Genomic DNA, 22988 nt, shown 5'->3' with positions numbered 1-22988 from the left:
ACGACCGTCGCCTTCGGCTGAGGGGCGCCCCGGGTGGGGTAGCCCGAGGGCGCCGGCTGCGCGGGCGGCGGCTAGGGCTGCGGGGTGACTCGGGTGGCGTAGAAGGCTACTGCGGCTGAGGAGGCTACGTTGAGGGAATCGACGCCGCCGGACATGGGGATGCGGACGGTGAGGTCGGACTCGGCTAGGACGTGGGGCTTGAGGCCGTGGCCTTCGGTGCCGAAGATCAACGCCAGCTTCTCGTCGTGGCGGGCGGTGAGGGCGTCGAGGGTGATCGAGTCGTCGGTGAGGGCGAAGGCCGCGGTGGTGTAACCGTGGGCCGTGAGCTTGGCCAGGTCGCCGGGCCAGGACGTCAGGCGGGTCCATGGGACCTGGAAGACGGTGCCCATCGAGACCTTGACCGAGCGGCGGTACAGCGGGTCGGCGCAGGTTGGGGTCACCAGGACTGCATCGACGCCCATCGCGGCGGCGGCGCGGAAGCCGGCGCCTACGTTGGTGTGGTCGACGATGTCGTCGAAGATCGCGATCCGGCTGGTGCTGGCGGTCGCGGCGCTGCCCGGCTGGCTGTTGGCCGCCGTGTTCAGGAGGGTGTCCAGGTCGGCCGGGGGTTGGCGCTTGTACGACGCGAGCGCGCCGCGGTGGACGTGGAAGCCGGTGACCTGCTCGGCCAGTTCCTCGGTGACGAGGTAGACCGGTGCCTCGGGCCACTTCTCCAGTACGTCGGCCAAGGTCTCCAGCCAGCGGGGTGCGAGGAGGAACGAGCGGGGCTCGTAGCCGGCTTCGGCTGCTCGGCGGATGACCTTGTCGCCCTCGGCGATGAAGAGCCCGTGCTCCTCCTCGAGCAGACGCCGCAGGTTGACCTCGCGCAACTGCACGTAGTCGGAAAGGCGTGGGTCGTCGGCCTGATCGACCTCGATGATCACTCGAACACCACTACTTGGGCGCCTTCGACGAGTACGCCGTGACGGCGTGCGCGAAGTCCCAGCCGGCGACCGGCGCCGCGCCGGCCGGCAACCCGACCGACGCCGTGCGGGGCGACAGCTCGGCTGGCGGCCGGCTCCGGCCTATGCGTCTGGCGGCGTACTGGGGTGTGCGTCATCCGCGGACCTGCTTGGACACCTCTATTACGTTGCCGATGACGACGATCGCTGGGGCGCCGATGCCGGCGGACTGGGCTGTGGTGGCGATGGTGGCTAGGTCGGCGGTGACCATTTCCTGGGACGGGAGGGTGCCGTCGGCGATCACCGCGGCGGGGGTGGTGGCGGGGCGGCCGTGGGTCAGGAGGGTGGCGGTGATTTTGGGGAGGTTCTCGACGGCCATCAGGAGGACCAGCGTGCCGGAGAGTTGCGCTAGGGCTTGCCAGTTGATCAGGGAGTCGGGGTGGTCCGGCGGGATGTGGCCGGAGACGACGGTGAACTCGTGGGTGACGCCGCGGTGGGTGACCGGGATTCCCGCGACTGCGGGGACCGAGATCGAGCTGGTGATGCCGGGGACTACCGTCCACGTGACACCGGCCTCGGCGCAGGCGATGGCTTCCTCGAAGCCGCGGCCGAAGACGTACGGGTCGCCGCCCTTCAGCCGTACGACGAGCTTGCCGGCCTGGGCGCGGTCGACGAGGATCCGGTTGATCTCCTCCTGCTGGGCCGAGCGGCCGCGCGGGAGTTTGGCGGCGTCGATGAGTTCGACCTCGGGGTGGAGCTCGTCGAGGAGCTGCTGCGGGGCCAGGCGGTCGGCGACCACCACGTCGGCTTCGGCGAGGAGCCGGCGGCCGCGGACGGTGATCAGGTCGGGGTCGCCTGGGCCGCCGCCTACTAGGTAGACGCCGGGTTGTTTGTCGAGCGAGTCGCGGGCGCCGAGGGATCCGGTGCGGAGCTCTTCGAGGATTGCGTCGCGTACGGCGGCCGAGCGGCGGTGGTCGCCTGCTCCCAGTACGCCGATGGTGACGTGGTCGTGCTGGCCTGACGCCGGGGTCCACGCGGTGGCGCGGGAGCGGTCGTCGGAGCGGACGCAGAAGATGCGGCGCTCCTCGGCCTCGGCCGAGACCTGGTCGTTGACGGCGGGGTCGTCGGTGGCGACGACGACGTACCAGGCGCCCTCCAGGTCCCCGGCGGTGTAGCCGCGCTCGACCCAGCGGAGGTCGGGGTTGGTGAGCAGGCCCTCGATGGTGGGGGTGATCGCGGGTGAGATGACGTCGATCTGGGCGCCGGTCTCGAGCAGGCGCGGGAGGCGGCGCTGGGCCACTCCCCCGCCGCCGACGACCACCACGCGGCGATCGGTGAGGACGAGACCGGACAGGTACGGAGCGGGCTCGGTCACGCGTCGCCTCCCAGGTGGGTCGCGTTCGTGGAGTCGGCGAAGGTCTCCTCGCCGGTCGCGTTCGTGGAGTTGGCGAAGGTCTCCTCGCCGGTCGCGTCCGGCGCTGCGCTCGCGCGGTCGCCGGGTGCGGTGGAGGCAGAGCCGGCCTCAGCGCCCTCGTCGCCGGAGGCGATTCCCGCTGATTCGAAGGTGGCCATTTCGGCTAGGGCTCGGACTGCGCAGGTCAGGATGGGGTAGGCCAGTACGGCGCCTGTTCCTTCGCCTAGGCGGAGGTCGAGGTCTACCAGGGGCTGGAGGCCCAGGGACTTGAGGGCTACGGCGTGGCCTGGCTCGGCTGAGCGGTGGCCGGCTACGCAGTAGTCGATGGATGACGGGTGCAGGGCCTGGGCGACCAACGCCGCTGCGCCGGCGATGACGCCGTCGAGGATGACGGGGACCTTGTTCGCGGCCGCGCCGAGGATGTAGCCGGTGAGGGCGGCGTGCTCGAGGCCGCCGTACGCCGCCAGGGCCTTCAGGGGTTCGGTGGCGGGGACCTCGTGGAGAACGAGGGCGGCTTCGACGATGCGGGTCTTGTGGGCGAGCGTGGCGTCGTCGATGCCGGTGCCGCGGCCGGTGACCTGGTCGGCGGTCGCGCCGGTGAACGTGGCGATGAGCGCGGCGGAGGCCGTTGTGTTGGCGATGCCCATGTCGCCGGTGAGCAGGCAGCGGTAGCCGTCGAGGACGAGCTTGTCCGCGAGCTCGAAGCCGACGGAGACGGCGGCCAGCACCTCGTCGTCGGTCAGCGCGGGGCCGACGGACAGGTCGCGGGTGCCGGGACGGACCTTGGCGTGCACGATGTCCAGCTCGTCCACGTCGGATGCGACGCCGACATCGACCACCCGTACGTCGACCCGGTTGTTGGTCGCGAAGGCGTTCACCGCGGCACCACCGGCGGCGAAGTTCGCCAGCATCGCGGCGGTCACTTCCTGCGGCCAGGGCGAGACACCCTGCGCGTGCACCCCATGGTCAGCCGCAAAAACAGTCACAACGGCGGGAGCCGGAACGGCCGGCACACCTGAGGGGGTGGAGGAGGAGCCGACGCCCCCGAGGGCTGCGGCTTCGCCGCGCCCAGATCCGGTGGGGGTTGAGGAGGTAGCCGCGCCCCCGAGGGCTGCGGCTTCGCCGCGCCCTGAGGCCCGCGCGCCGTCCGGCCCTGTCATCCCCGCCACGCGGATCGAGAGGTCTTCCAGTACGCCGAGTGAGCCTGCTGGTTTGGTCAGCAGTTGCTGACGCTGCGTGGCGGCGGCCATTGCTGACTCGTCCGCCGGCTCGATCCGGGCCAGGATCTCGTCCACCGCGTTCCTCCATCGTCGTCGTCGGCCGTCTGGACGCGGCCAACCCTGATCTTCGCATCTCTGCCGCCGCGCCCCGGCCGGAGTCCGTGGGACGGGGCCAGTAATGTCGGAATCACCACACGCGAGATCCCGGGAGGATCATCAGATGTCGCTCGAACGGCCGGTCGCGCAGGACCCGTACGAGAAGCTGCCCACGGTGGGCTCGTTCACGCTCAGCAGTACCGACTTCGCCGCGGGCGAGACGCTCGACGACGCGCAGGTGTTTGCCGGTGGCAACACGTCGCCGCAGCTCAGCTGGAGCGGGTTCCCGGCGGAGACCAAGGGCTTCGTGGTGACCTGCTACGACCCGGACGCGCCGACCCCGTCGGGGTTCTGGCACTGGATCCTGGTCAACCTGCCCGCCGACGTGACCGAGCTGCCGGCCGGTGCCGGGACGACGCCGCGGCTGGACAACGGCGCGTTCCACGTCCGCAACGACTACAGCACGAAGAACTTCGGCGGCGCGGCCCCGCCCGCCGGCGACCCGGCGCACCGCTACTACTTCGTCGTGCACGCCCTCGACGTCGAGAAGCTGGACGTCGACGACGAGGCGAGCGCCGCGGTGGTCAGCTTCAACCTGGCGTTCCACACCCTGGCCCGCGCGATCGCGACCCCGGTCTACGCCAACCCCGAGTAGCAGTCGGTACGGCGGGGAGGCCGGCTCCCCGCCGTACTGCCGTCAGTCTTTGATGCCCGACTGGGTGACGCCCTGGATCAGGTAGCGCTGCAGGAACGCGAAGATCAGCACCAGGGGCAGGATCGAGACCGCGACCGCCATGAAGAGCTGGTGGATGTTGATCGTCTGGGCGGTGACGAAGGTCGAGAGCGCGACCTGGATCGTCCACGACGACGAGTCCTGGCCGATCACCAGCGGCCAGAGGAACGAGTTCCAGTTGCCGATGAAGGTGATCGCGGCCAGCGCGGCGAAGAACGGCAGGGAGTTCGGTACGACGATCCGCCAGAACGTCCCGAAGTGCCCGGCGCCGTCGACGCGCGCCGCTTCCTCGAGCTCGCGCGGGAAGTTCAGGAAGTACTGCCGGAACAGGAACGCGGCGAACCCGCTGAACAGCGTCGGGATGATCAGGCCGCGCAACGAGCTGACCCAGCCCAGTGACGAGACCACGATGAAGCTCGGGATGAAGGTCACCGCGCCGGGGATCATCAGCGTCGCCACCACGGCGTAGAAGACCTTGTCGGCGTGCTTGTACGGGATCCTGGCCAGGCCGTAGCCGGCCATCGATGCCAGCAGCAACTGTCCCGCTGTCCCGAGAACGCCGACGACCGCGGAGTTCCACAGGGCGCGCGCGATCGGCACGCTCTCGTCGTTGAACAGCTCCGAGATGTTGCCCCACTGCAGATCCTTGGGGAACAGCGTCCACTCGGGCGCGGTGATGTCGGCCTCGGTCGACAGCGCGTTGCGCAGGATCAGGTAGAACGGCAGCAGGAACAGGATCACCGCGATCGCCAGGGCGATCCAGCGCAGCACCAGCGTGATCCGGCCGATGCCGCTGCGCGAGTAGCCGATCGGCTCCGGCGTACCGGACGTGCGTTCCGCGGCGGCCATCAGTCGTTCGCCTTCCCGAAGCCGAAGATCTTGTTCTGCAGCAGCGTGACGATCATGATGATCGCCGCCAGGATCAGCGCGCCGGCACTGCCGTGGCCCAGGTCCTGGATCGTGCCGAGCGAGATCCCGTACAGGTAGATCAGCGGCGGCCGCGCGAAGTTGACGTTGCCGAGCAGGTTGTAGAACTCGTCGAAGGCCTGGTACGCCGCGATCAGGTTCAGGATCAGTACGGCGACCGCCGTCGCCCGCAGCTGCGGCAGCGTGATGTGGCGGAAGATCTGCCACCCGGGCTTCGCGCCGTCGACGTACGCCGCCTCGTACAGCGCGGGCGAGATCCGCTGCAGCCCGGCGATGAACAGGATCATGTAGAAGCCGAGCTGCAACCAGAGCCGGACGGTGACGATCGGGATCCAGAACCAGGGCGGGTCGACGGTCGACAGCCAGGCGATCTGGTCGACGCCGAACCAGCCGAGCACGGTGTTGGCGAGGCCGAAGCGGACGCCGTTGAAGATCGAGAGCTTCCAGATCAGCGACGCCACGACGTACGAGCAGGCCGTGGGCAGGAAGAAGACCGAACGGAAGAAGGCTCGGGCGATCTTGACCTGGTTGACCAGCAGCGCCAGCGCGAGCGAGAGCACGAACGTGAGCGGCACGATGAACAGGGCGAAGACCGAGAACGTGCCCAGGCTGTTCAGGAAGTTGGCGTCGGTCAGCATGTCGACGTAGTTGCGCAGGCCCACGAACTCGGTCGGGGTGACCGTGTTGCGCGCCTCGAAGAAGCTGAGGACCAGGCTCCACAGGATCGGCAGGTAGCTGAAGATCAGCAGGCCGACCACGAAGGGGCCGACGAACACCCAGAACCACAGGGTGTTGCCGCGGATCCCCTTCGTGGTGGTGCGGGGACTCATCCGAACAGCCGGGACAGTTCCGTCCCGACGGTCTTCTCCGCCTTACCGATCTCCGCCGCTGGGTCGGCGCCCTTGCGGATGACGTTCGTGAGCATGTCGCCGAACGCCGTTGCCATCTTCGGTGTCCAGGCCGGGTTGTCGGTCTTGCCGTACTGCTCGTTCAGCTTCACCGTCTCCGCGGCCGCGCCGTCCTGCAGCTTGGCGGCCTTCGCGGCCAGGCTCTTGCGCGGCGGGATGTGGAAGCCGTAGTTCAGGCACCAGTCCTCCTGGTACTCCGCCTGGTCGATCCACAGCCACTTGACGAACTTCTTCGCCGCGTCGACGTTCGCGCTCTTGGCCGACACGAACTGGGTCCAGCCGCCCGAGTAGACCGCCGGTGTGCCCTGCGCGTCAAGCGCCGGGAACGCGAACACGCCGAGGTCGTCGCCGAACGCCTTCTGCATGGCCGGCAGCGCCCACATCCCGATCCACTGCATCGCGACCAGGCCCTGGATGATCGCGCTCGGGTCGGTCCAGTCGGTCGGTGCGCCGAGCAACGTCGACTTGCTCGCGTACAGCTCGTGCAGCTTGCCGAAGGCCTGCGCCGCGCGTCCGTCGGTGAAGCCGGGCTTGTTGTCCTTGGTGAGATAGGCACCGCCGGACGACCAGAGCGCCGGACCGCCGAGCGCGACGCCGCCGTCGTTGCCGACGAAGATGCCCTTGACCTTGTCGGTGGTGAGCTCCTTGGACGCCGCGATCAGGTCGTCGATGGTCTTCGGCGGCTGGATCCCGGCCTTCTCGAACAGCGACTTGCGGTAGTAGATCACCTGCGGGTCGACGATCATCCGGATCCCGTAGACCTTGCCGTCGACCGTGTTGGTGGCCAGGTCCTCCTCGCTGAAGTCGTCCTTCACGCCCTCCAGCAGATCGTCGAGCGCGACGATCTGGTTGCTCTTCACCATCGCGATGTTCAGCTGGCTCTCGAAGACGTCCGGGCCCTTGCTGGACAGCAGGCCTGACGACAGCTTCGCCCCGTAGTCGCCGGGGGTCCACTGCACGGTGACGGCGGCGTCGCCGTAGGCCTTGGCGTACTTGAGCGCCGCCTCCCGCGCCCCGGTCTCGCCGTACTGGTGGTACCACTGCGCGAGCGCCGCCTTGCTGCCACCTCCCCCGCTGTCCGCTGGTCGCCCGGTGTTCCCACCACAGGCGGCTGTGAACGCGGCGAGGGCGGCCAGTCCGCCGGTCCGCATGAGCAGATCACGTCGGGTCAGACCGGTGTTCGGGCGACGAGCGGCCATCGACTCCACCTCCGAGTGCAGGCGTCCGGAACCCAACGACCCACCTGGGACTGCGGTCAGGTGAATCGTTGGAGAAGTGTTCCGACAATGGCCGAAAACGCTCTCCGGCGCAAGACCGGAGAGGCTCTCAGACGAAGCGTTCACCCTTCGTGGCCAGGCCTACCAGGAGCGACGACGGCTCGAAGCGCGGCCCGTACGCCGTCGCCAACTCGCGCGCGCGGGCAACGAAGCCGGGCAGGCCGCCGGCGTACTGGTTGATGTACTGCAGCGCACCGCCGTACAGGGGTGGGAAGCCGATGCCGAAGATCGAGCCGATGTTCGCGTCGGCCACCGAGCGCAGCACACCCTCGTCGAGACACTTGACGGTCTCCAGCGACATCGCGAAGGCGAGACGTTCCTGCAGATCGATCAGCGGTACGTCGGCACTGCCGTCCCCGAAGTGCTCCCACAGCCCGGGCCACAGGTGCTTCGGCCCGTCCGCCGGGTACTCGTAGAAGCCGGCCCCGGCCGCCTTGCCCTTGCGGTCGAACTCGGTCACGAGCCGGTCCGCGACGGCCATCCCCGGGTGCTCGTCGAACGCGCCCGCACTGTCGCCGGCGGCCCGCGCTGCGTCGCGGATCTTCTGCGGCAGCGTCAACGTGACCTCGTCCAGCATCGCCAACGGCGGCGCCGGGAAGCCCATCTGGGTCGCGGCCCGCTCGATCGTCACCGGGTCGACGCCCTCGGCAACCATCGCCGCGCCTTCCATCACCAGCGTGCCGAAGACCCGCGAGGTGAAGAAGCCGCGACTGTCGTTGACCACGATCGGCGTCTTCTTGATCTGGCGGACCACGTCGTACGCCTTCGCCAGCGCGCGGTCCGAGGTCTTCTCCCCCACGATCAGCTCGACCAGCGGCATCCGGTCGACCGGCGAGAAGAAGTGCATGCCGATGAAGTCGTCCGGCCGGTCGATCCCGTCGGCCAGCGAGGTGATCGGCAGGGTCGACGTGTTCGAGCAGAGCAGCGCGTCCGGCTCGACCACGCCGGCGATCTCGGCGAAGACCTTCTGCTTCAGTTCCTCGCTCTCGAACACCGCCTCGATCACCAGGTCGCACCCGGCCAGGTCGTTCGGGTCGGCGGTCGGCGTGATCAGGCTGAGGAACGCTTCCGTCTTCTCCGCCGTGGTCCGGCCCTTCTTGAGCTGCTTCGCGAGCAGCTTCTCGGAGTACTGCTTGCCCTTCTCGGCCGCCTCGAGCGTGACGTCCTTGAGCACGACCTCGATGCCCACCTTCGCGCAGGAGTAGGCGATCCCGGCGCCCATCATCCCCGCACCGAGCACACCGACCTTGCGCGCGCCGTACGCCGGTACGCCGTCAGGCCGCGACGCGCCCGCGTTGATCGCCTGCAGCTCGAAGAAGAACGCGTTGATCATGTTCTTCGCGATCTGCCCGGTCGCCAGCGAGACGAAGTAGCGCGACTCGATCCGGGACGCGGTCGCGAAGTCGACCTGGGCGCCCTCGACCGCCGCGCTCATGATCGCGCGCGGCGCCGGGTACGGCGCGCCTTTGAGCTGCTTGCGCAGGTTCGCCGGGAAGGCCGGAAGGAACGCGGCCAGCTTCGGCGAGGACGGCGTACCGCCCGGGATCTTGTAACCGTCGCGGTCCCAGGGCTGCTTGGCGTCACCGTCGTACGACTCGATCCAGGCCGTTGCGCTGGACAGCAGCTCGTCGGCGGGGACCACCTCGTCGACGATGCCGACCGACTGCGCGTGCGCGGGCTTCATCCGCTGGCCCTGCAGCAGCACCTTCATCAACGCGTCCTGCAGGCCGAGCATCCGGACCGTGCGGGTCACGCCGCCGCCACCGGGCAGCAGACCCAGGGTCACCTCGGGTACGCCGAGCTCGATCCGGTTGTCATCGGCAACGATCCGGTGGTGGCAAGCGAGCGCGATCTCCAGCCCGCCGCCGAGCGCCGAGCCGTTGATCGCGGCAACGACCGGGACGCCGAGCGTCTCCAGCGCGCGGAGCTGACGCTTGACCTCCTCGACCGTCTCGAACACCTGCGCGGCGTCCTCCGGCTGCGCCTGCGAGATCAGCTGCAGGTTGCCGCCCGCGAAGAACGTCTTCTTCGCGCTGGTGATCACCACACCCTTGAGTTCGTCGGCCGAAGCTTGCAAGCGCTCGACCGTCGCGGCCATCGCGGTCACGTAGGCGTCGTTCATCGTGTTCGCCGACGCGTCCGGGTCGTCCATCGTCAGCGTGACGATCCCGTTGTCGCTCTGCCAGGAGATCATGCCGCCAGCCTCTCGATGATGGTCGCGACGCCCATCCCGCCGCCGACGCACAGGGTGGCCAGACCGTAGCGGAGCTCGCGCCGCTCCAGCTCGTCCAGCAGGGTTCCGATCAGCATCGCGCCGGTCGCGCCGAGCGGGTGCCCGAGGGCGATCGCGCCGCCGTTCACGTTCACCTTCTCGTGCGGTACGCCGAGGTCGGCCATGAAGTGCAGGACCGCGGCGGCGAACGCCTCGTTCATCTCGAACAGGTCGATGTCGCTCACGTCGAGGCCGGCCTTGGCCAGCGCCTTGCGGGCGGCGGGCGCCGGGCCGGTCAGCATGATGGTTGGGTCGGCACCGCTGACCGCGGCCGCGACCACCCGGCCCCGCGGTGCCTGGCCGAGCGCCTCGCCGGCCTTTTCGTTGCCGATGGCCACCAAAGCGGCGCCGTCGACGATGCCTGACGAGTTCCCGGCGTGGTGCACGTGCTCGATCCGCTCGACCTTGACGTACTTCTCCAGTGCGACCGCGTCGAACCCGCCGTGCTCACCGATCGCGGCGAACGACGGCGGCAGGCCGGCCAGCGTCTCGACCGTCGTACCGGGCCGGACGAGCTGGTCGTGGTCGAGGATCCGCAGGCCGTTGCGGTCGTCGACCGGGACGACCGAACGGGTGAAGTAGCCGTTCGCCCAGGCCTTCGCGGCGCGGGCGTGCGACTCGGCGGCGTACGTGTCGACGTCGGTCCGGGAGAAGCCGTCGATCGTCGCGATCAGGTCGGCGCTGATGCCCTGCGGGATGAAGTTGGTCTCGAGCGCGGTCTCCGGATCCATCGCCCAGGCGCCACCGTCGGAAGCCATCGGCACGCGCGACATCGACTCGACGCCACCGGCCAGGATGAAGTCCTCCCAACCCGAGCGGACTCGCTGCGCTGCCTGGTTGACCGCCTCCAGACCGGACGCGCAGAAGCGGTTGAGCTGCACGCCGCCGGTGGTCTCCGGGTACCCCGCGGCCAGTACGGCGGTCCGGGCGATGTCCATGCCCTGGTCGCCGATCGGCGTGACCACGCCCAGCACGACGTCGTCGATCGCGACCGGGTCCAGGTCGGGGTGCCGGGCGCGCAGCTCGGTGAGCAGGCCGGTGATCAGCTGGATCGGCTTCACCTCGTGCAGGGCGCCGGTCGGCTTGCCCTTGCCACGGGGAGTCCTGATCGCGTCGTACAGGAATGCTTCGGTCATGGGGGGTCCCGTCGTCTGGAGTGGACGGTTCTGATTGTGACAGCGATGGTGTCACAGTCGTCAAGTCGGGGCGATTATGATCTGCACCATGGCGGAAGCGAGCTCGGAGGTCGGTACGGACGAGGCGACGCTCACCGTCGACGAACTGTCGGCCCGGGTCGGGATGACAGTTCGCACGCTGCGCTTCTACGCCGGCCGCGGACTGATCCCTCCCCCGGTCCGCCGCGGCCGCGTCGGGTACTACGGTTCCGAGCACATCGCCCGCCTCGACCTGGTCCGCGAACTGCAGGCGCACGGCTTCACGCTGTCGGCGATCGAGGGCTATCTCGAACGGATCCCGGACGACGCGTCGCCGCAGGACATCGCCCTGCACCGCACGCTGCTGACGCCGTGGATGCGCGACCTGCCCGAGACGCTCGACCGGCCGGCGCTCGTACGGCGTACCGGCCGGGAGCTGAACGACGACGACATCGAGATGCTGATCGCGCTCGGCGTGGTCGAGCCGACGCCGGACGAGGACGTGTTCCAGGTCGCGACCGCACACCTCAGCCTCGGGGTCGAACTGCTCGACCTCGATCTGCCAGTGGACGCCGTGCTGGCGGCCGGGCGGATCTTCACCGACCACGGTCGGGCGGTCGCCGAGGAGCTGACCGAAGTGTTCCGCACCAAGGTCTGGCCGCACTACCGCGACTCGGGCGGCCCGCCGGAGTACATCCAGCAACTCGTCGAGCGCTTCAAGCCGGTCACGATCCAGGGGCTCGTGCTCGCGTACGAACGCGCGGTCGGCGAGACCCAGCGCGACACGGTACGGCGTCGGCGCCGGCCCTAGCTGTTGCTCACCCGCAGGTACGTGAGGCCGCGCAGATCCAGGTAGGTCTCGGTCGGGGTCGTGACGACGCGCATCAGCACGTCCTCGCACCCTGGGCAGCGCGCGACCAGGCCGGGCGCGTCGGTGTAGAGGCGCACCTCGGCGAAGACGCCGGTGTGGCCGCAGCCGGCGCAGCGGCCGATCGCGGCGGTGAGGTCGACGGCGAACACCTCGCTGAGCGCGCCCGCCGCCGCGTTGCCGTCCAGGTAGGTCGGGACATCCGCGGTCATCGCGGTCCTCCAGTCGGTCCGAAACGTTCGGTACGGACCCGGGCCGGGTCGTGGCCGGCGGCGACCAGCAGGTCGGCCACCGCCTCGACGAACGGGGTCGGGCCGCAGACGTAGGTGGTCAGGTCGTCGGCCGGGGCGAACGACTTCGCCGCGAGCAGCTCCGCGTCGACGCGGCCGACCCGGGGTTCGCCGGGCGGCGCCTCCCGGGTGTAGACGAAGGTCAGGTCCACGTCGTCGGACATGGCCAGCTTCTTCAGGTCCGCCGCGTAGATCACCGACGTCGGACGCCGTACGGAGTAGAGCAGCCGGGCGGGCGCCGTACTGGAAGCGTGCGCGTGCTCGCGCAGCATCGCGATCAGCGGTACGACGCCGGAGCCGCCGCCGATCAACTGGATCGAGCCGGTCGTCTCCGGGCGCCACACGAACCAGCCGCCGACCGGTCCGCGCACCTCCAGCGGGTCGCCGACCTTGAGGACCTCCACCAGGTACGGCGAGACCTCACCGTCGGGGACCACTTCGACGGTCAGCTCGACCGTCGAACCGGTCCACGCCGAGGCGATCGAGTACGAGCGCGACGCGCGGTAACCGTCCGGCGCGGTGAGCCGGACGTCCAGGTGCTGCCCGGCCAGGTGCCCGGGCCAGTCCGGCAGGTCGAGCACGATCGTCCGGGCGGTCGCGGTCTCTTCGCGAATCTCCGTGACGGTGCCGGCCTGCCAGGTCAGTCGCCGGCGTACCGCTGTTCTTTCCATGGGTCTCCGTACTCGTGGTAGCCCGCGGTCTCCCAGAACCCGAGGTCGTCGGTGTCGGACAGCACCAGGCCGCGGACCCACTTGGCGCTCTTCCAGAAGTACAGGTGCGGCACCAGCAACCGGGCCGGGCCACCGTGCTCGGCGCCGAGCGGATCACCCTCGAACTCGTACGCGATCCAGGCCTGACCGTCGAGCAGGTCGTCCAGCGGCAGGTTCGTGGTGTAGCCGCCGTAGCTGTGCGCCATCACGTAGTCCGCGCTGGTCTCGACGTCGGCGAACAGGGTGTCCAGCGAGACGCCCTTCCACTCCGACTCCAGCTTCGACCAGCGCGTCACGCAGTGAATGTCGCGCGTGATCTCCTCGGCCGGCAGCTTCAGGAACGCCTGCCAGTCCCACTTGTGCACCTCACCGGACTCGGTGGCGATGCTGAACTCCCAGTGCTCGGGCAGCACGTGCGGCGTCGGCCCGGCCGACAGCACCGGGAAGTCCCGCGTCAGGTACTGCCCCGGAGGCAGTTCCGTTCCGCTCCGCCGCCGCCCGGTGAACCCCGGCGACACGATTCCCATCAGCGCGACCTCCCTGGATCAGACCGTCTCTGGAGCAGTCTGACACGACAGGACGCGGAAAGACCCTGGGCAACTCCCTGGTCGTCAGATTCCCAGGGTGCGGCCGATGATCTCCTTCATGATCTCGGTGGTGCCGCCGTAGATGGTCTGGATCCGGGTGTCCAGGTAGGCCTTGGCGATCGGGTACTCGGTCATGAAGCCGTAGCCGCCGTACAGCTGCAGGCAGCGGTCGACGACCTTCTTCTGCAGCTCGGTGGTCCACCACTTCGCCATCGCGGCCTCGCTGACGCTCAGCGTCCCGGCGTTCAGCTCCTCGATGCAGCGGTCAACGAAGACCCGGGCGATCTGGGTCTCGGTGGCCAGCTCGGCCAGAACGAAGCGGCTGTTCTGGAACGAGCCGATCGGGCGGCCGAACGCGGTCCGTTCCTTCACGTACGCCAGGGTCGACTCGAGGATGTTCTCGCAGGCGGCCGCGGCGACGACCGCGATCGTGAGGCGTTCCTGCGGCAGCTTCTCCATCAGGTGGACGAAGCCCTGGCCTTCCTGGCCGAGCAGGTTCGTCGCCGGGACGCGGACGTCGTCGAAGAACAGCTCGGCGGTGTCCTGCGCCTTGAGGCCGATCTTGTCCAGGTTCCGGCCGCGCTCGAAGCCGGGTGTACCGCGCTCGACCACGAGCAGCGAGATGCCCTGGTAGCCGGCGTCGGGATCGGTCTTCGCGACCACGACCACGAGATCGGCCAGGATGCCGTTGGAGATGAAAGTCTTCTGCCCGTTGATCACGTACTCGTCGCCGTCGCGGATGGCCGTCGTACGGATGCCCTGCAGGTCGCTGCCCGCACCAGGCTCGGTCATCGCGATCGCGGTGATCGTCTCGCCGCTGCAGAACTTCGGCAGCCAGCGCGCTTTCTGCTCGTCGGTCGCATAGTCCAGCAGGTACGCCGAGTTGATGTCGGTGTGGATGCTGAACCCGACTCCGCTGGCCCGCGCGCGGGTCAGCTCCTCGATCAGCACCGCGTTGAAGCGGAAGTCGCGCACGCCTCCCCCGCCGTACTGCTCGGGGATCATGAACCCGAGCAGGCCCGCGCTGCCGGCCGCCGTCCACACCTCGCGCGGGACGATGCCGGCCTCCTCCCAGGCGTCGTGGTGCGGCACGATCTCCTTGTCGCAGAAGGCGCGCGCGGTCTCGCGGAAGGCGTCGTGGTCGGCGTCGAACAGGTGACGTTCCATGGGCGGTCTCCTCGGGGTCAGTTCTGTACGGCGGCGCCTGTGCGCAGCAGCTCGTCCACGTCGTCGACACCCCACTCGGTGAGGGCTTCACGGGTGTGCTGCCCCGGTCGGGTCGGCGGCTCGCCGAGGCTGGTCGGCGTACGGGAGAACCTCGGGGCCGGAGCCGCCTGGCGTACGCCGTGGTGCTCGACGAAAACGCCGCGCGCCTCGAGATGCGGATGCTCGCCGGCCAGCGGGAGCACGGGCGCAACGCACGCGTCGGTGCCGTCGAAGATCTCGGTCCACTCGGCCTGGCTCTTCTGGGCGAACGCGCCGGTCAGCTGCTCGCGCAGCTCGGGCCAGGTCGTCACGTCGTACCGGTCGGGCGGGGTGATGCCGAGGAGCTTGATCAGCTCGTCGTAGAACTTGGGCTCGATCGCGCCGACGCCCATGTGCTTGCCGTCCGACGTCTCGTACACGTCGTAGAACGGCGCGCCGGTGTCGAGCAGGTTGGTACCGCGTTCTTGCTTCCATACGCCGCTCGCCAACGCACCTAGCAGCATCGTGGTCAGATGCGCCGAGCCGTCGACGATCGCCGCGTCGACGACTTGGCCCTGGCCGCTGGTCCGCGCTTCGGTCAGCGCAGCCAATACGCCGATCACGAGGTAGAGCGATCCCCCGGCGAAGTCGCCCAGCAGATTCGCCGGCACCTGCGGCGGACCATCCGCACGTCCGATCGCGTGCAATGCGCCGGAGAGCCCGAGGTAGTCGATGTCATGTCCCGCCGACTGCGCCAGCGGACCGTACTGACCCCAGCCAGTCATCCGGCCGTAGACCAGCCGCTGATTGACCGCCGAGCAGTCCTCAGGACCCAGTCCCAACCGCTCGGCGACCCCAGGCCTGAAGCCCTCGACGAGCACGTCAGCTTTCGCGACCAACTGCAGCACCGCAGCGACTGCCTCAGGTTTCTTCAGATCCAGCGCGACGCTGCGCCGCCCGCGATTCACCAGCTCGTACTCCGGCGGTCCCATCGCGAGCCCACCGCCGGGCCGCTCGACCCTGAGGACGTCCGCGCCCAGCTCGGCCAGCAGCATGCACCCGAACGGCGCCGGCCCGATCCCCGCCAGCTCGACGACCTTGACCCCGCTCAGTGGACCCATGACCCCATTGTGACAGTCCCACTGTCACAGTCGTCAAGTAACAGTCAGCTGCTGCTCGACCGTCCGGAGCTTGTCGGGGTTCATCGCGAGGTCGAGGGTGCTGATCCGGTCGTCGGTGAAGGTGATGAAGCAGACGGCGCGGACGCCGGTCGGGTCGGTGGCGAGCATGACCGGTTCGCCGTTGGCCTCGGCGAAGGTGAACTCGACGTCGGCGCCGAACTTCGTCAGCGAACCGAGCAGGTACCGGGCGACGCGCTCCGCGCCGGTGATCGGGTTGCGCGCGGCGTTGACCTTGCCGCCGCCGTCCGAGCGCGAGACCACGTCGGCGGCCAGGAGTTCGGTCAGGCCTTCCAGGTCGCCTTGGTGGGCGGCGGCGAGGAAGCGGTTGACGAGCTTCTGCCAGTGCTTGGGGTCGACCGGCTGGGTGCGGGTGTCCTCGGCGGCGACGTGCTTGCGGGCCCGGGCGTGGAGCTGGCGGGCGTTCACCTCGGTGGTGCCGATCAGTTCGGCGACCTCGCGGTGGGAGTAGCCGAAGGCTTCCCGCAGTACGTACGCCGCACGCTCGGGCGGGGTGAGGCGTTCGAGCACGGTGAGCAGCGCGTACGAGACCTCTTCCCGCTCGGCGACCACGTCGAGCGGACCGGGACGACTGGTCAGGACCGGCTCGGGCAGCCACTCGCCGAGGTAGGTCTCGCGCCGGGCGCGGGCCGAGGTGAGCTGGTTGAGGCAGAGGTTCGTGACGGTCTTCACCAGGAAGCCGGTCGGATTCGCGACCGTCGCGTGATCGACGCCCTGCCAACGCAACCACGCGTCCTGCAGCACTTCCTCGGCGTCGGTCACCGTGCCCAGCATCCGGTAGGCGATGCCGAACATCCGCCCACGCTCCCGCTCGAAGACGTCGTCACTCACCCGGCCATCCTCTCAGCCGACGCGCGCGAAGCCGCCGAACGGTCCGCGGTCAGCGGATCGGGATCGGGATTGGCGCTCGGGTCGGCGCCTCGCGATCGGCGGCTCCGGTCAGCGGAACGTCTCGGCCGCCTGCTGGAGCTTGACGTAGTACGCCGACCAGCCCGCCGCGTCCAGCGCGTCGGCGTCCTGGCCGCCCTTGCCGTCGATGAGCTCGCGGACGATGTCGGCATGGCCCGCGTGATGGGCGGTCTCGTCGACGACGCGGACCAGCAGCGCGCCGAACGTAGTACTGCGGTGCTCCTCCGGCCAGTGCGGGACCTCGGCCGCGGTGTCCAGGTCGAGCGCCGCCAGCGACGCATCGCTGTGCTCACAGGCCTGCTGATAAAGGCCGATCAGGTACTCACTCGACTCCGACGGCAGCGCCCACATGTCCGCGCCGTCCCAGACCGAACCGTCCTCCTCCCACGGGAGCCGGTTCTCCGGCGGGCGGCCGACGCTGATGCCGAGGTAGACCTGCTCGATGCCGATCAGGTGCTTGACCAGGCCGAGCAGGTTCGTCCCCGAGGGCACGAGTGGGCGGCGCATGTCGTACTCGCTGAGCCCGTCGAGCTTGGCGAGCATCAGCGCCCGGGTGTGTCGCAGGTAGTCGTGCAGCACGGGCTTGAGGTCCATGCCCGGACGCTAACCCACAGCGCCGACAATTCAGGGCGCACCGGGAGGGACGAACCGCAGGCCGCTCGGTGCGCCTTTCTCGATCAGCGTGAGCAAGGCGTCCGTGTCGAGGTGCTCGTCGATCGCGTCGGCCAGCCGGTTGAGCCGATCCTCGCGCAGCCCCGCGAACGAGACGGACCCGTCAGGCGCCCGCTTGCCCGCAAGGGAAGCGATCTCGGCGAGGAACGCGTGCCGCGCGGCGTCGTCGTCCAGCAGCCCGTGCCAGATCGTTCCCCAGACGACTCCACTCCGGCAGCCGCCGGGGAACTCGTCGGCGTCGCCGGTCACCTCGACCACCCCGTGATGGATCTCGTACGCCGTGGGCGCCGGCCGCGCGAGCACCTTGGCCCGGGCGAACTCAGTGGCCACCGGCAACAATCCGAGCCCGGTGTGCCGGCCGCCGCCCTCCACGCCGTACGGGTCGTCGATCGCGCCGCCGAGCAACTGGTAGCCGCCGCAGATGCCGAGAACCGGACGCCCGGCGGCGACTCGCGCCTGCACAGCGTCGGCCAGGCCGGTCTCGCGCAGCCAGGCGAGGTCGGACGTCGTCGCGCGCGATCCGGGCAGGACCACGAGGTCGGCATCGCGAACCTCGGCCGGGCTCGCGGTGAAGAACACGCTCGTCGTCGGCTCGACCGCGAGCGCGTCGAGATCGGTGAAGTTGCTGATCCGCGGGAAGCGCACGACCGCGATCGACAGGACGTCGGGATCGTGGTCGGTCCGGCGCGCGGGGATGTCGAGCGCGTCCTCGGAGTCGAGCCAGAGTTCGGGCAGCCACGGCAGCACGCCGTACGTCGGCCGGTCGGTCACATTCGTCAGCATGTCGATGCCCGGCTGGAGCAGCGAGACGTCGCCGCGGAACTTGTTGACCACGAACCCGCTGATCAACCGCTGGTCCTCGGCCGAGAGCAGCGCGACCGTGCCGAACATCGAGGCGAACAGCCCGCCACGGTCGATGTCGCCGACCACCACAACGGGCGCCTTCGTGTGCTGGGCAAGACCCATGTTCACGTAGTCGGACTGGCGCAGGTTGATCTCGGTCGGGCTGCCGGCGCCCTCGCTGATCACCACGTCGTACCGGCTCGCCAGATCGTCGTACGCCGCGAAGGCCGCCTTCGCGAGCTCCGCGCGCTCGGTGAGGAAGCCGCGCGCGGTGAGCTCGCCCCAGGGCTCTCCCATCAGCACGACGTGGCTGCGGCGGTCGCTGCCCGGCTTGAGCAGCACCGGGTTCATCGCGGCCTCGGGCTCGGCGCCGGCGGACACGGCCTGGATCCACTGCGCGCGGCCGATCTCGGCGCCGTCCGCGCAGACCATCGAGTTGTTCGACATGTTCTGCGCCTTGTACGGCGCGACGCGCACGCCCTGACGCGCCAACCACCGGCACAACCCCGTCACCACGGTCGTCTTGCCCGCGTCGGAGGTCGTACCGGCGATCAGCAGCGAGTTCACACCCGCGATATTAGGTGCGGTCCCCTCCGTCGTCCCGATCGGTGGCGTCGGCGGCGGGCTGTTCGCCCTGCTCGTCCGGCGGCAGGACCGGCGTGATCCGGCGCCCCTGCGCGTCGGTGCTCGGCAGCCGGGGTGCCGTGCCCTGGAAGCGGGTTCCCGAGGCCCGGCCGGCGGCCGACAGCGGTGTCGCGACGTTCTCCAGCGACTGGCCCTCGGCGTCGACGCCGAAGAACCACGCGATCAGACCACCGATCAGCATCACCGCGGCGCCGATGATGTAGCCGACCGTCAACGGGCCGCGCGCCGGGTTGTCGCCCTCACCGATCAGCGACGCGAACAGGAACGGCGCCACCACACCACCGGTCAGCTGCGAGATCGCGAAGAAGAACGAGATCGCCTGGCCGCGCAGCTCGATCGGGAAGATCTCGCTCACCGTCAGGTACGCCGACGACGCACCCGCCGAGGCGAAGAAGAACACCACGCACCAGAGCGCGGTCAGCGACATCGCGTTCAGCGACCCCGCGTTGAACAGCAGCGCGGTGATGAACAGCACGACCGCCGAGATCGAGTACGTCGACAGGATCATCTTGCGCCGGCCGATCGTGTCGAACAGGTGGCCGAGCAGCAGCGGGCCGGCCAGGTTGCCGATCGCGAACGGGAAGAAGTACAGCGCGATGCTGGAGTCGTTCAGCCCGAAGTACGCCTTCAGCACCAGCGCGTAGGTGAAGAAGATCGCGTTGTACAGAAAGGCCTGCGTGACCATCATCGAGAAGCCGAGGAACGATCGGCTGCGGTAGTCGCGCAGCATCACGCGGGCGATCTCGCGGTACGTCACCGGCGGGTAGTCGACCAGGTTGATCGCCTCGTCGTCGCGGACCTCGCGCAGCTCGCCGCCCTGGCGCCGTACCGTCTCCTCGATCTGGTCGACGGTCCGCTCGGCCTCCTCGACCCGGCCGTGCGTCATCAGCCAGCGCGGGCTCTCCGGGATGTGCCGGCGCAGGTAGATGATCATCAGGCCCATCACCGGCCCGATCAGGAAGCACAGCCGCCAGCCCCACTCGATCGGCACGATGTCGTCGTTCAGGAAGACCAGACCGACCGCCGACCCGATCAGCGCGCCACCCCAGTAGGTGCCGTTGACGCCGATGTCGACGCGGCCGCGGTACTTCGACGGGATCAGCTCGTCGATCGCGGAGTTGATCGCGGCGTACTCACCGCCGATGCCCATCCCGGCCACGAACCGGCAGAGCGCGATCGACCAGAAGTCCCAGCTCAGGCCGGCCGCGCCGGAGGCGACCAGGTAGACCACGAGCGTGATGATGAACAGGTTCCGGCGGCCCCAGCGGTCGGTCAGGCGGCCGAAGAAGAGTGCGCCGACGACTTCGCCGGCGAGGTAGATCGAGGCCAGCAGTCCGACCTCGGCGGTGGTCAGCCCGAGGGTCGCGCCTTCTTTCAGCACGTTGCCGACCAGGGAGACCAGCTGGATCTCCAGCCCGTCCAGGATCCAGGAGACTCCGAGACCGACGACGATCATCCAGTGGAAGCGGGTCCACGGCAACCGGTCCATCCGGGCGGGCACCAGGCTGGGTATCGCCTTGCCCTCCTTCAACGCGTGTTCGCTCATGCCCCGCCTCTCCTCCTGGCCGGTTTGAATTTGTCCGTTTGACCGGGTACCCAGGCGTCGGCCTTTCATCCGTCACTGATGGTTCCGGACTGCGGGCATCGCTCCCGTCGGAGCGGCCGGGCTGACTACAGTGGCGGCATGGACAACGACGACGTGACCGTCGCAGATGCCCCCGAGCACCACCGGTACGAGGCGCGCGACGCCTCCGGAGCGCTGATGGGAATCGCCACCTACCGGCGTACCAGCGAGCACATCACCTTCCTGCACACCGAGACGATGCCGGAGTTCCAGGGCCGCGGCGTCGCCGGCCAGGTCGCCCGCAAGTCGCTCGAGGACGCGCGGGCGGCGGGGATCAAGGTGCGGCCGGCCTGCCCGTACTACATCCAGTACTTCGAGAAGCACCCCGAGTACGCCGACCTGCTGGAAGGGGTGGCGTCGTAGTGGCGATTCCGCAGCTCGGCAAGCTCGACTGGCAGCCAGCGGCCGACGTACCGGAACTGCTCGCCGCGCCGGTGCGCGACGCGCTGGGCGACCTGCCCGCGTGGGCGGTCGCGATCGACCCGTCCCTCGCGGACACCGCGGCGTTCTGCGCCGAGTACGACGTACCGATGGCCGCGTCGGCGAACTGCGTGATCGTGCACGGCAAGCGCGCCGGCGAGTCGACGTACGCCGCGGTGATGGTCCTGGCCACCGACCGCGCCGACGTCAACGGCGTCGTCCGCAAGCACCTCGGCGTCCGCAAGATCTCCTTCGCCGCCCAGGACGACGCGGTCACCTCCACCGGCATGGAGTACGGCGGCATCACCCCCATCGGCATCCCCACCGACTGGCCCGTCCTCGTCGACGAGTCGGTGGCCCACGCCGGCCTGGTCGTCATCGGCAGCGGCATCCGAGCCTCCAAACTCCTCGTCGACGGCGCCGACCTCGCCAAACTCCCCACCGCCACAGTCCTCGCCCTGGCGACGCCCTCCGCCTGAGGTTCCTGCTCGGTCAACGGGCGGCTGGCTGAAAGAAGTCCGCGCCAGATCGGCTCGGGAGCGATAGCATCGGGGGGCGTCTTGGGTGAGAGGCAGCTGCTGCCTGCCCTGGACAGGGGACTGCAGGGAGGCTGGGGAAGGCGTGATGAGGTCGTGACCGTGACAGGCGGGGACGACGGCGGGCCGACCGCCCTTCGGATCATGCTGGGCGGGCACCTGCGCCGGATGCGCGAGTCGGCGCAGATCAGCCGGGCGGACGCGGGCTGGCAGATCCGCTCGTCGGAGTCCAAGGTGAGCCGGATGGAGCTCGGCCGGGTGGGCTTCAAGGAACGCGACGTCGCCGACCTGCTCAAGCTGTACGGGCTGACCGACGAGCGCGAGAAAGAACGCCTGATGGAGCTGGCCCGGGCGGCGAACAACCCCGGCTGGTGGTCCCGGTACGGCGACGTGATGCCGGCCTGGTTCTCCAACTACGTCGGCCTCGAGGTCGCCGCCAAACTGATCCGCACTTACGAGGTGCTGTTCGTCCCGGGCCTGCTGCAGACCGAGAACTACGCCCGCGCCGTCGTCCAGTTCGGCAAGGCCTACCTGCCGCAGGAGGAGATCGACCAGCGGGTCGCCCTCCGCGTCACCCGCCAGCAGATCCTCACCCGCGCCAACCCGGTCAAGCTCTGGGTGGTCATCGACGAGGCCGTCCTGCACCGCCCGGTCGGCGGCCGCGAGGCGATGTGCGAGCAGATCGAGCACCTGATCAAGATGACCAAGCTGCCGAACCTCACCCTCCAGGTGATGCCGTTCAGCAGCGTCGGCTACCCGAGTGCCGGCGGAGCGTTCAGCATTCTGCGCTTCCCCGAGGGCGACCTGCCGGACGTGGTCTACATCGAGCACGCGGCCAGTGCCCTCTACCTCGACAAGGTCGAGGATCTCGACGAGTACGCCGCGATCATGGACGCGCTGAGCATCGCCGCGGCCCCGGTCGGTGAGACCCAGCGGCTGCTGCTCGACGCGCTCGAGCGCATGCACTGACGATCACTTTCCTGATCGTTCGGCCGCCAGTTTCCTGACCGTCAGCCTCGAAACAGCAGTTGGTCACGCTCGCTCGGCCGGGAACGGCGAAGCCCCCGGGTGATCAGTATTCTGACCAACCGGCGGCTGAGGTGAGGCTCAGGCGACCTTGAGGTCGACCTTGATGTTGCCGCGGGTGGCGTTGGAGTACGGGCAGACCTCGTGCGCCTTCGCGACCAGCTCCTCGGCGACCGAACGCTCGATCCCGGGCAGGCTGACGACTAGCGCGACCTCGAGGCCGTAGCCGGCGCCACCGTTGATCGGGCCGATGCCGACCTCGGCGGTGACGGTCGAGCCTTCGCTGTCCAGTCGGGCCTTGCGGACGACGAGCTTCAGCGCGCTGTGGAAGCAGGACGCGAAACCGGCCGCGAACAGCTGCTCCGGGTTGGTGCCTTCGCCGTTGCCACCCATCTCCTTCGGCGGCGCGACGGTGACGTCCAGCTTGCCGTCGTCGGTGGCGGTGTGCCCGTCGCGGCCGCCCTGAGCGGTGGCGCGGGCGGTGTACAGAACCTTCTCGACTGCGATGGTCATGCGGGTGTTCTCCTTGGTG

23 protein-coding genes and 1 pseudogene are annotated in these 22988 nt (G+C 69.3%); 5 read left to right on the top strand and 19 right to left on the bottom strand.

The window, feature by feature from the left end:
• Nucleotides 1-71: 71 nt before the first annotated feature.
• The 4 genes and pseudogenes from ACYVIO_RS25010 to cobT all read right to left on the bottom strand — a co-directional run.
• Nucleotides 72-923, bottom strand: coding sequence for a TrmH family RNA methyltransferase (locus ACYVIO_RS25010; RefSeq protein WP_460653299.1), 852 nt, complete (start codon nucleotides 921-923; stop codon nucleotides 72-74).
• Complete coding sequence (locus tag ACYVIO_RS25005; protein ID WP_460653298.1) at nucleotides 920-1099, bottom strand: hypothetical protein; 180 nt, start codon at nucleotides 1097-1099, stop codon at nucleotides 920-922. Before ACYVIO_RS25005 ends, ACYVIO_RS25010 begins: the two co-directional genes overlap by 4 nt.
• Nucleotides 1096-2316 carry a uroporphyrinogen-III C-methyltransferase gene (gene cobA, locus ACYVIO_RS25000; RefSeq protein WP_460653297.1) on the bottom strand — a complete coding sequence of 407 codons (1221 nt, stop codon included), beginning with the start codon at nucleotides 2314-2316 and terminating at the stop codon, nucleotides 1096-1098. The genes ACYVIO_RS25005 and cobA overlap by 4 nt, the downstream gene beginning before the upstream one ends.
• A gap of 176 nt (nucleotides 2317-2492) precedes the next feature.
• A pseudogene (gene cobT, locus ACYVIO_RS24995) lies at nucleotides 2493-3650 on the bottom strand (nicotinate-nucleotide--dimethylbenzimidazole phosphoribosyltransferase); the annotation flags it as partial.
• Between the two features lie 145 nt (nucleotides 3651-3795).
• Here cobT and ACYVIO_RS24990 point away from each other — a divergent pair.
• Nucleotides 3796-4326 (top strand): YbhB/YbcL family Raf kinase inhibitor-like protein, encoded by a 531-nt coding sequence (locus ACYVIO_RS24990; protein ID WP_460653296.1) that lies wholly within the window; start codon nucleotides 3796-3798, stop codon nucleotides 4324-4326.
• Nucleotides 4327-4368: 42 nt separating this feature from the next.
• On the opposite strand, the gene ACYVIO_RS24985 is transcribed toward ACYVIO_RS24990, so the two are convergent.
• From ACYVIO_RS24985 to ACYVIO_RS24965, 5 genes are all read right to left on the bottom strand, one after another.
• Nucleotides 4369-5253, bottom strand: coding sequence for a carbohydrate ABC transporter permease (locus ACYVIO_RS24985; protein ID WP_460653295.1), 885 nt, complete (start codon nucleotides 5251-5253; stop codon nucleotides 4369-4371).
• The gene (locus ACYVIO_RS24980; protein WP_460653294.1) at nucleotides 5253-6161 is read right to left on the bottom strand and encodes a carbohydrate ABC transporter permease; all 909 of its coding nucleotides are present in this window, start codon (nucleotides 6159-6161) and stop codon (nucleotides 5253-5255) included. Before ACYVIO_RS24980 ends, ACYVIO_RS24985 begins: the two co-directional genes overlap by 1 nt.
• Complete coding sequence (locus ACYVIO_RS24975) at nucleotides 6158-7438, bottom strand: ABC transporter substrate-binding protein (protein WP_460653293.1); 1281 nt, start codon at nucleotides 7436-7438, stop codon at nucleotides 6158-6160. The genes ACYVIO_RS24980 and ACYVIO_RS24975 overlap by 4 nt, the downstream gene beginning before the upstream one ends.
• A gap of 127 nt (nucleotides 7439-7565) precedes the next feature.
• Nucleotides 7566-9710, bottom strand: coding sequence for a 3-hydroxyacyl-CoA dehydrogenase NAD-binding domain-containing protein (locus tag ACYVIO_RS24970; protein WP_460653292.1), 2145 nt, complete (start codon nucleotides 9708-9710; stop codon nucleotides 7566-7568).
• Complete coding sequence (locus ACYVIO_RS24965; RefSeq protein ID WP_460653291.1) at nucleotides 9707-10924, bottom strand: acetyl-CoA C-acetyltransferase; 1218 nt, start codon at nucleotides 10922-10924, stop codon at nucleotides 9707-9709. Before ACYVIO_RS24965 ends, ACYVIO_RS24970 begins: the two co-directional genes overlap by 4 nt.
• An 88-nt stretch (nucleotides 10925-11012) precedes the next feature.
• Here ACYVIO_RS24965 and ACYVIO_RS24960 point away from each other — a divergent pair, with 88 nt between their 5' ends.
• Complete coding sequence (locus ACYVIO_RS24960; protein ID WP_460653290.1) at nucleotides 11013-11753, top strand: MerR family transcriptional regulator; 741 nt, start codon at nucleotides 11013-11015, stop codon at nucleotides 11751-11753.
• Here the strand turns inward: ACYVIO_RS24960 and ACYVIO_RS24955 are convergent.
• The 9 genes from ACYVIO_RS24955 to ACYVIO_RS24915 form a co-directional block, all read right to left on the bottom strand.
• Entirely contained in the window at nucleotides 11750-12022 is a 273-nt protein-coding gene (locus ACYVIO_RS24955; protein WP_460653289.1) for a DUF6510 family protein, read from the bottom strand. The two genes, ACYVIO_RS24960 and ACYVIO_RS24955, sit on opposite strands and share 4 nt — an antisense overlap.
• Complete coding sequence (locus tag ACYVIO_RS24950; RefSeq protein ID WP_460653288.1) at nucleotides 12019-12771, bottom strand: ferredoxin reductase; 753 nt, start codon at nucleotides 12769-12771, stop codon at nucleotides 12019-12021. The genes ACYVIO_RS24955 and ACYVIO_RS24950 overlap by 4 nt, the downstream gene beginning before the upstream one ends.
• The gene (locus ACYVIO_RS24945; RefSeq protein WP_460653287.1) at nucleotides 12741-13337 is read right to left on the bottom strand and encodes a sulfite oxidase-like oxidoreductase; all 597 of its coding nucleotides are present in this window, start codon (nucleotides 13335-13337) and stop codon (nucleotides 12741-12743) included. The genes ACYVIO_RS24950 and ACYVIO_RS24945 overlap by 31 nt, the downstream gene beginning before the upstream one ends.
• Before the next feature lie 84 nt (nucleotides 13338-13421).
• On the bottom strand, nucleotides 13422-14564 hold the full coding sequence (locus ACYVIO_RS24940) for an acyl-CoA dehydrogenase family protein (RefSeq protein WP_460653286.1): 1143 nt from the start codon (nucleotides 14562-14564) through the stop codon (nucleotides 13422-13424).
• A 17-nt stretch (nucleotides 14565-14581) separates the two neighbouring features.
• The gene (locus tag ACYVIO_RS24935) at nucleotides 14582-15703 is read right to left on the bottom strand and encodes a CaiB/BaiF CoA transferase family protein (protein ID WP_460653285.1); all 1122 of its coding nucleotides are present in this window, start codon (nucleotides 15701-15703) and stop codon (nucleotides 14582-14584) included.
• A gap of 33 nt (nucleotides 15704-15736) precedes the next feature.
• Nucleotides 15737-16612 (bottom strand): RNA polymerase sigma-70 factor, encoded by an 876-nt coding sequence (locus ACYVIO_RS24930; RefSeq protein ID WP_460653284.1) that lies wholly within the window; start codon nucleotides 16610-16612, stop codon nucleotides 15737-15739.
• 108 nt (nucleotides 16613-16720) lie between these two features.
• On the bottom strand, nucleotides 16721-17284 hold the full coding sequence (locus ACYVIO_RS24925) for a DinB family protein (RefSeq protein WP_460653283.1): 564 nt from the start codon (nucleotides 17282-17284) through the stop codon (nucleotides 16721-16723).
• Between the two features lie 30 nt (nucleotides 17285-17314).
• The gene (locus tag ACYVIO_RS24920) at nucleotides 17315-18772 is read right to left on the bottom strand and encodes a cobyric acid synthase (protein ID WP_460653282.1); all 1458 of its coding nucleotides are present in this window, start codon (nucleotides 18770-18772) and stop codon (nucleotides 17315-17317) included.
• A 10-nt stretch (nucleotides 18773-18782) separates the two neighbouring features.
• Nucleotides 18783-20396 (bottom strand): MFS transporter, encoded by a 1614-nt coding sequence (locus tag ACYVIO_RS24915; RefSeq protein ID WP_460653281.1) that lies wholly within the window; start codon nucleotides 20394-20396, stop codon nucleotides 18783-18785.
• Nucleotides 20397-20534: 138 nt separating this feature from the next.
• Here ACYVIO_RS24915 and ACYVIO_RS24910 point away from each other — a divergent pair, with 138 nt between their 5' ends.
• From ACYVIO_RS24910 to ACYVIO_RS24900, 3 genes are all read left to right on the top strand, one after another.
• Nucleotides 20535-20837, top strand: coding sequence for a GNAT family N-acetyltransferase (locus ACYVIO_RS24910; protein ID WP_460653280.1), 303 nt, complete (start codon nucleotides 20535-20537; stop codon nucleotides 20835-20837).
• Nucleotides 20837-21373, top strand: coding sequence for a YbaK/EbsC family protein (locus tag ACYVIO_RS24905; RefSeq protein WP_460653279.1), 537 nt, complete (start codon nucleotides 20837-20839; stop codon nucleotides 21371-21373). The genes ACYVIO_RS24910 and ACYVIO_RS24905 overlap by 1 nt, the downstream gene beginning before the upstream one ends.
• Nucleotides 21374-21574: 201 nt before the next feature.
• Nucleotides 21575-22399: a helix-turn-helix domain-containing protein gene (locus ACYVIO_RS24900; protein WP_460653566.1), complete on the top strand. Its 825-nt coding sequence runs from the start codon at nucleotides 21575-21577 to the stop codon at nucleotides 22397-22399.
• Nucleotides 22400-22537: 138 nt separating this feature from the next.
• Here the strand turns inward: ACYVIO_RS24900 and ACYVIO_RS24895 are convergent, their stop codons facing one another.
• Nucleotides 22538-22969, bottom strand: coding sequence for an organic hydroperoxide resistance protein (locus ACYVIO_RS24895; RefSeq protein WP_460653278.1), 432 nt, complete (start codon nucleotides 22967-22969; stop codon nucleotides 22538-22540).
• Between the last annotated feature and the right edge of the window lie 19 nt (nucleotides 22970-22988).

This window comes from Kribbella endophytica, from assembly GCF_054781295.1.
This window is presented reverse-complemented; position numbering and strand designations above follow the sequence as displayed.

Coding starts and splice junctions, on each gene's coding strand:
- ACYVIO_RS24975 (WP_460653293.1), bottom strand. CDS start 7,438: ATGGCCGCTCGTCGCCCGAACACCGGTCTGACCCGACGTGATCTGCTC.
- ACYVIO_RS24935 (WP_460653285.1), bottom strand. CDS start 15,703: ATGGGTCCACTGAGCGGGGTCAAGGTCGTCGAGCTGGCGGGGATCGGG.
- ACYVIO_RS24970 (WP_460653292.1), bottom strand. CDS start 9,710: ATGATCTCCTGGCAGAGCGACAACGGGATCGTCACGCTGACGATGGAC.
- ACYVIO_RS24900 (WP_460653566.1), top strand. CDS start 21,575: ATGCTGGGCGGGCACCTGCGCCGGATGCGCGAGTCGGCGCAGATCAGC.
- ACYVIO_RS24895 (WP_460653278.1), bottom strand. CDS start 22,969: ATGACCATCGCAGTCGAGAAGGTTCTGTACACCGCCCGCGCCACCGCT.
- ACYVIO_RS24990 (WP_460653296.1), top strand. CDS start 3,796: ATGTCGCTCGAACGGCCGGTCGCGCAGGACCCGTACGAGAAGCTGCCC.
- ACYVIO_RS24950 (WP_460653288.1), bottom strand. CDS start 12,771: ATGGAAAGAACAGCGGTACGCCGGCGACTGACCTGGCAGGCCGGCACC.
- ACYVIO_RS24910 (WP_460653280.1), top strand. CDS start 20,535: ATGGACAACGACGACGTGACCGTCGCAGATGCCCCCGAGCACCACCGG.
- ACYVIO_RS25005 (WP_460653298.1), bottom strand. CDS start 1,099: ATGACGCACACCCCAGTACGCCGCCAGACGCATAGGCCGGAGCCGGCC.
- ACYVIO_RS24960 (WP_460653290.1), top strand. CDS start 11,013: ATGGCGGAAGCGAGCTCGGAGGTCGGTACGGACGAGGCGACGCTCACC.
- ACYVIO_RS24925 (WP_460653283.1), bottom strand. CDS start 17,284: ATGGACCTCAAGCCCGTGCTGCACGACTACCTGCGACACACCCGGGCG.
- ACYVIO_RS24980 (WP_460653294.1), bottom strand. CDS start 6,161: ATGAGTCCCCGCACCACCACGAAGGGGATCCGCGGCAACACCCTGTGG.
- ACYVIO_RS24945 (WP_460653287.1), bottom strand. CDS start 13,337: ATGGGAATCGTGTCGCCGGGGTTCACCGGGCGGCGGCGGAGCGGAACG.
- ACYVIO_RS24940 (WP_460653286.1), bottom strand. CDS start 14,564: ATGGAACGTCACCTGTTCGACGCCGACCACGACGCCTTCCGCGAGACC.
- ACYVIO_RS24915 (WP_460653281.1), bottom strand. CDS start 20,396: ATGAGCGAACACGCGTTGAAGGAGGGCAAGGCGATACCCAGCCTGGTG.
- ACYVIO_RS24955 (WP_460653289.1), bottom strand. CDS start 12,022: ATGACCGCGGATGTCCCGACCTACCTGGACGGCAACGCGGCGGCGGGC.
- ACYVIO_RS24965 (WP_460653291.1), bottom strand. CDS start 10,924: ATGACCGAAGCATTCCTGTACGACGCGATCAGGACTCCCCGTGGCAAG.
- ACYVIO_RS24985 (WP_460653295.1), bottom strand. CDS start 5,253: ATGGCCGCCGCGGAACGCACGTCCGGTACGCCGGAGCCGATCGGCTAC.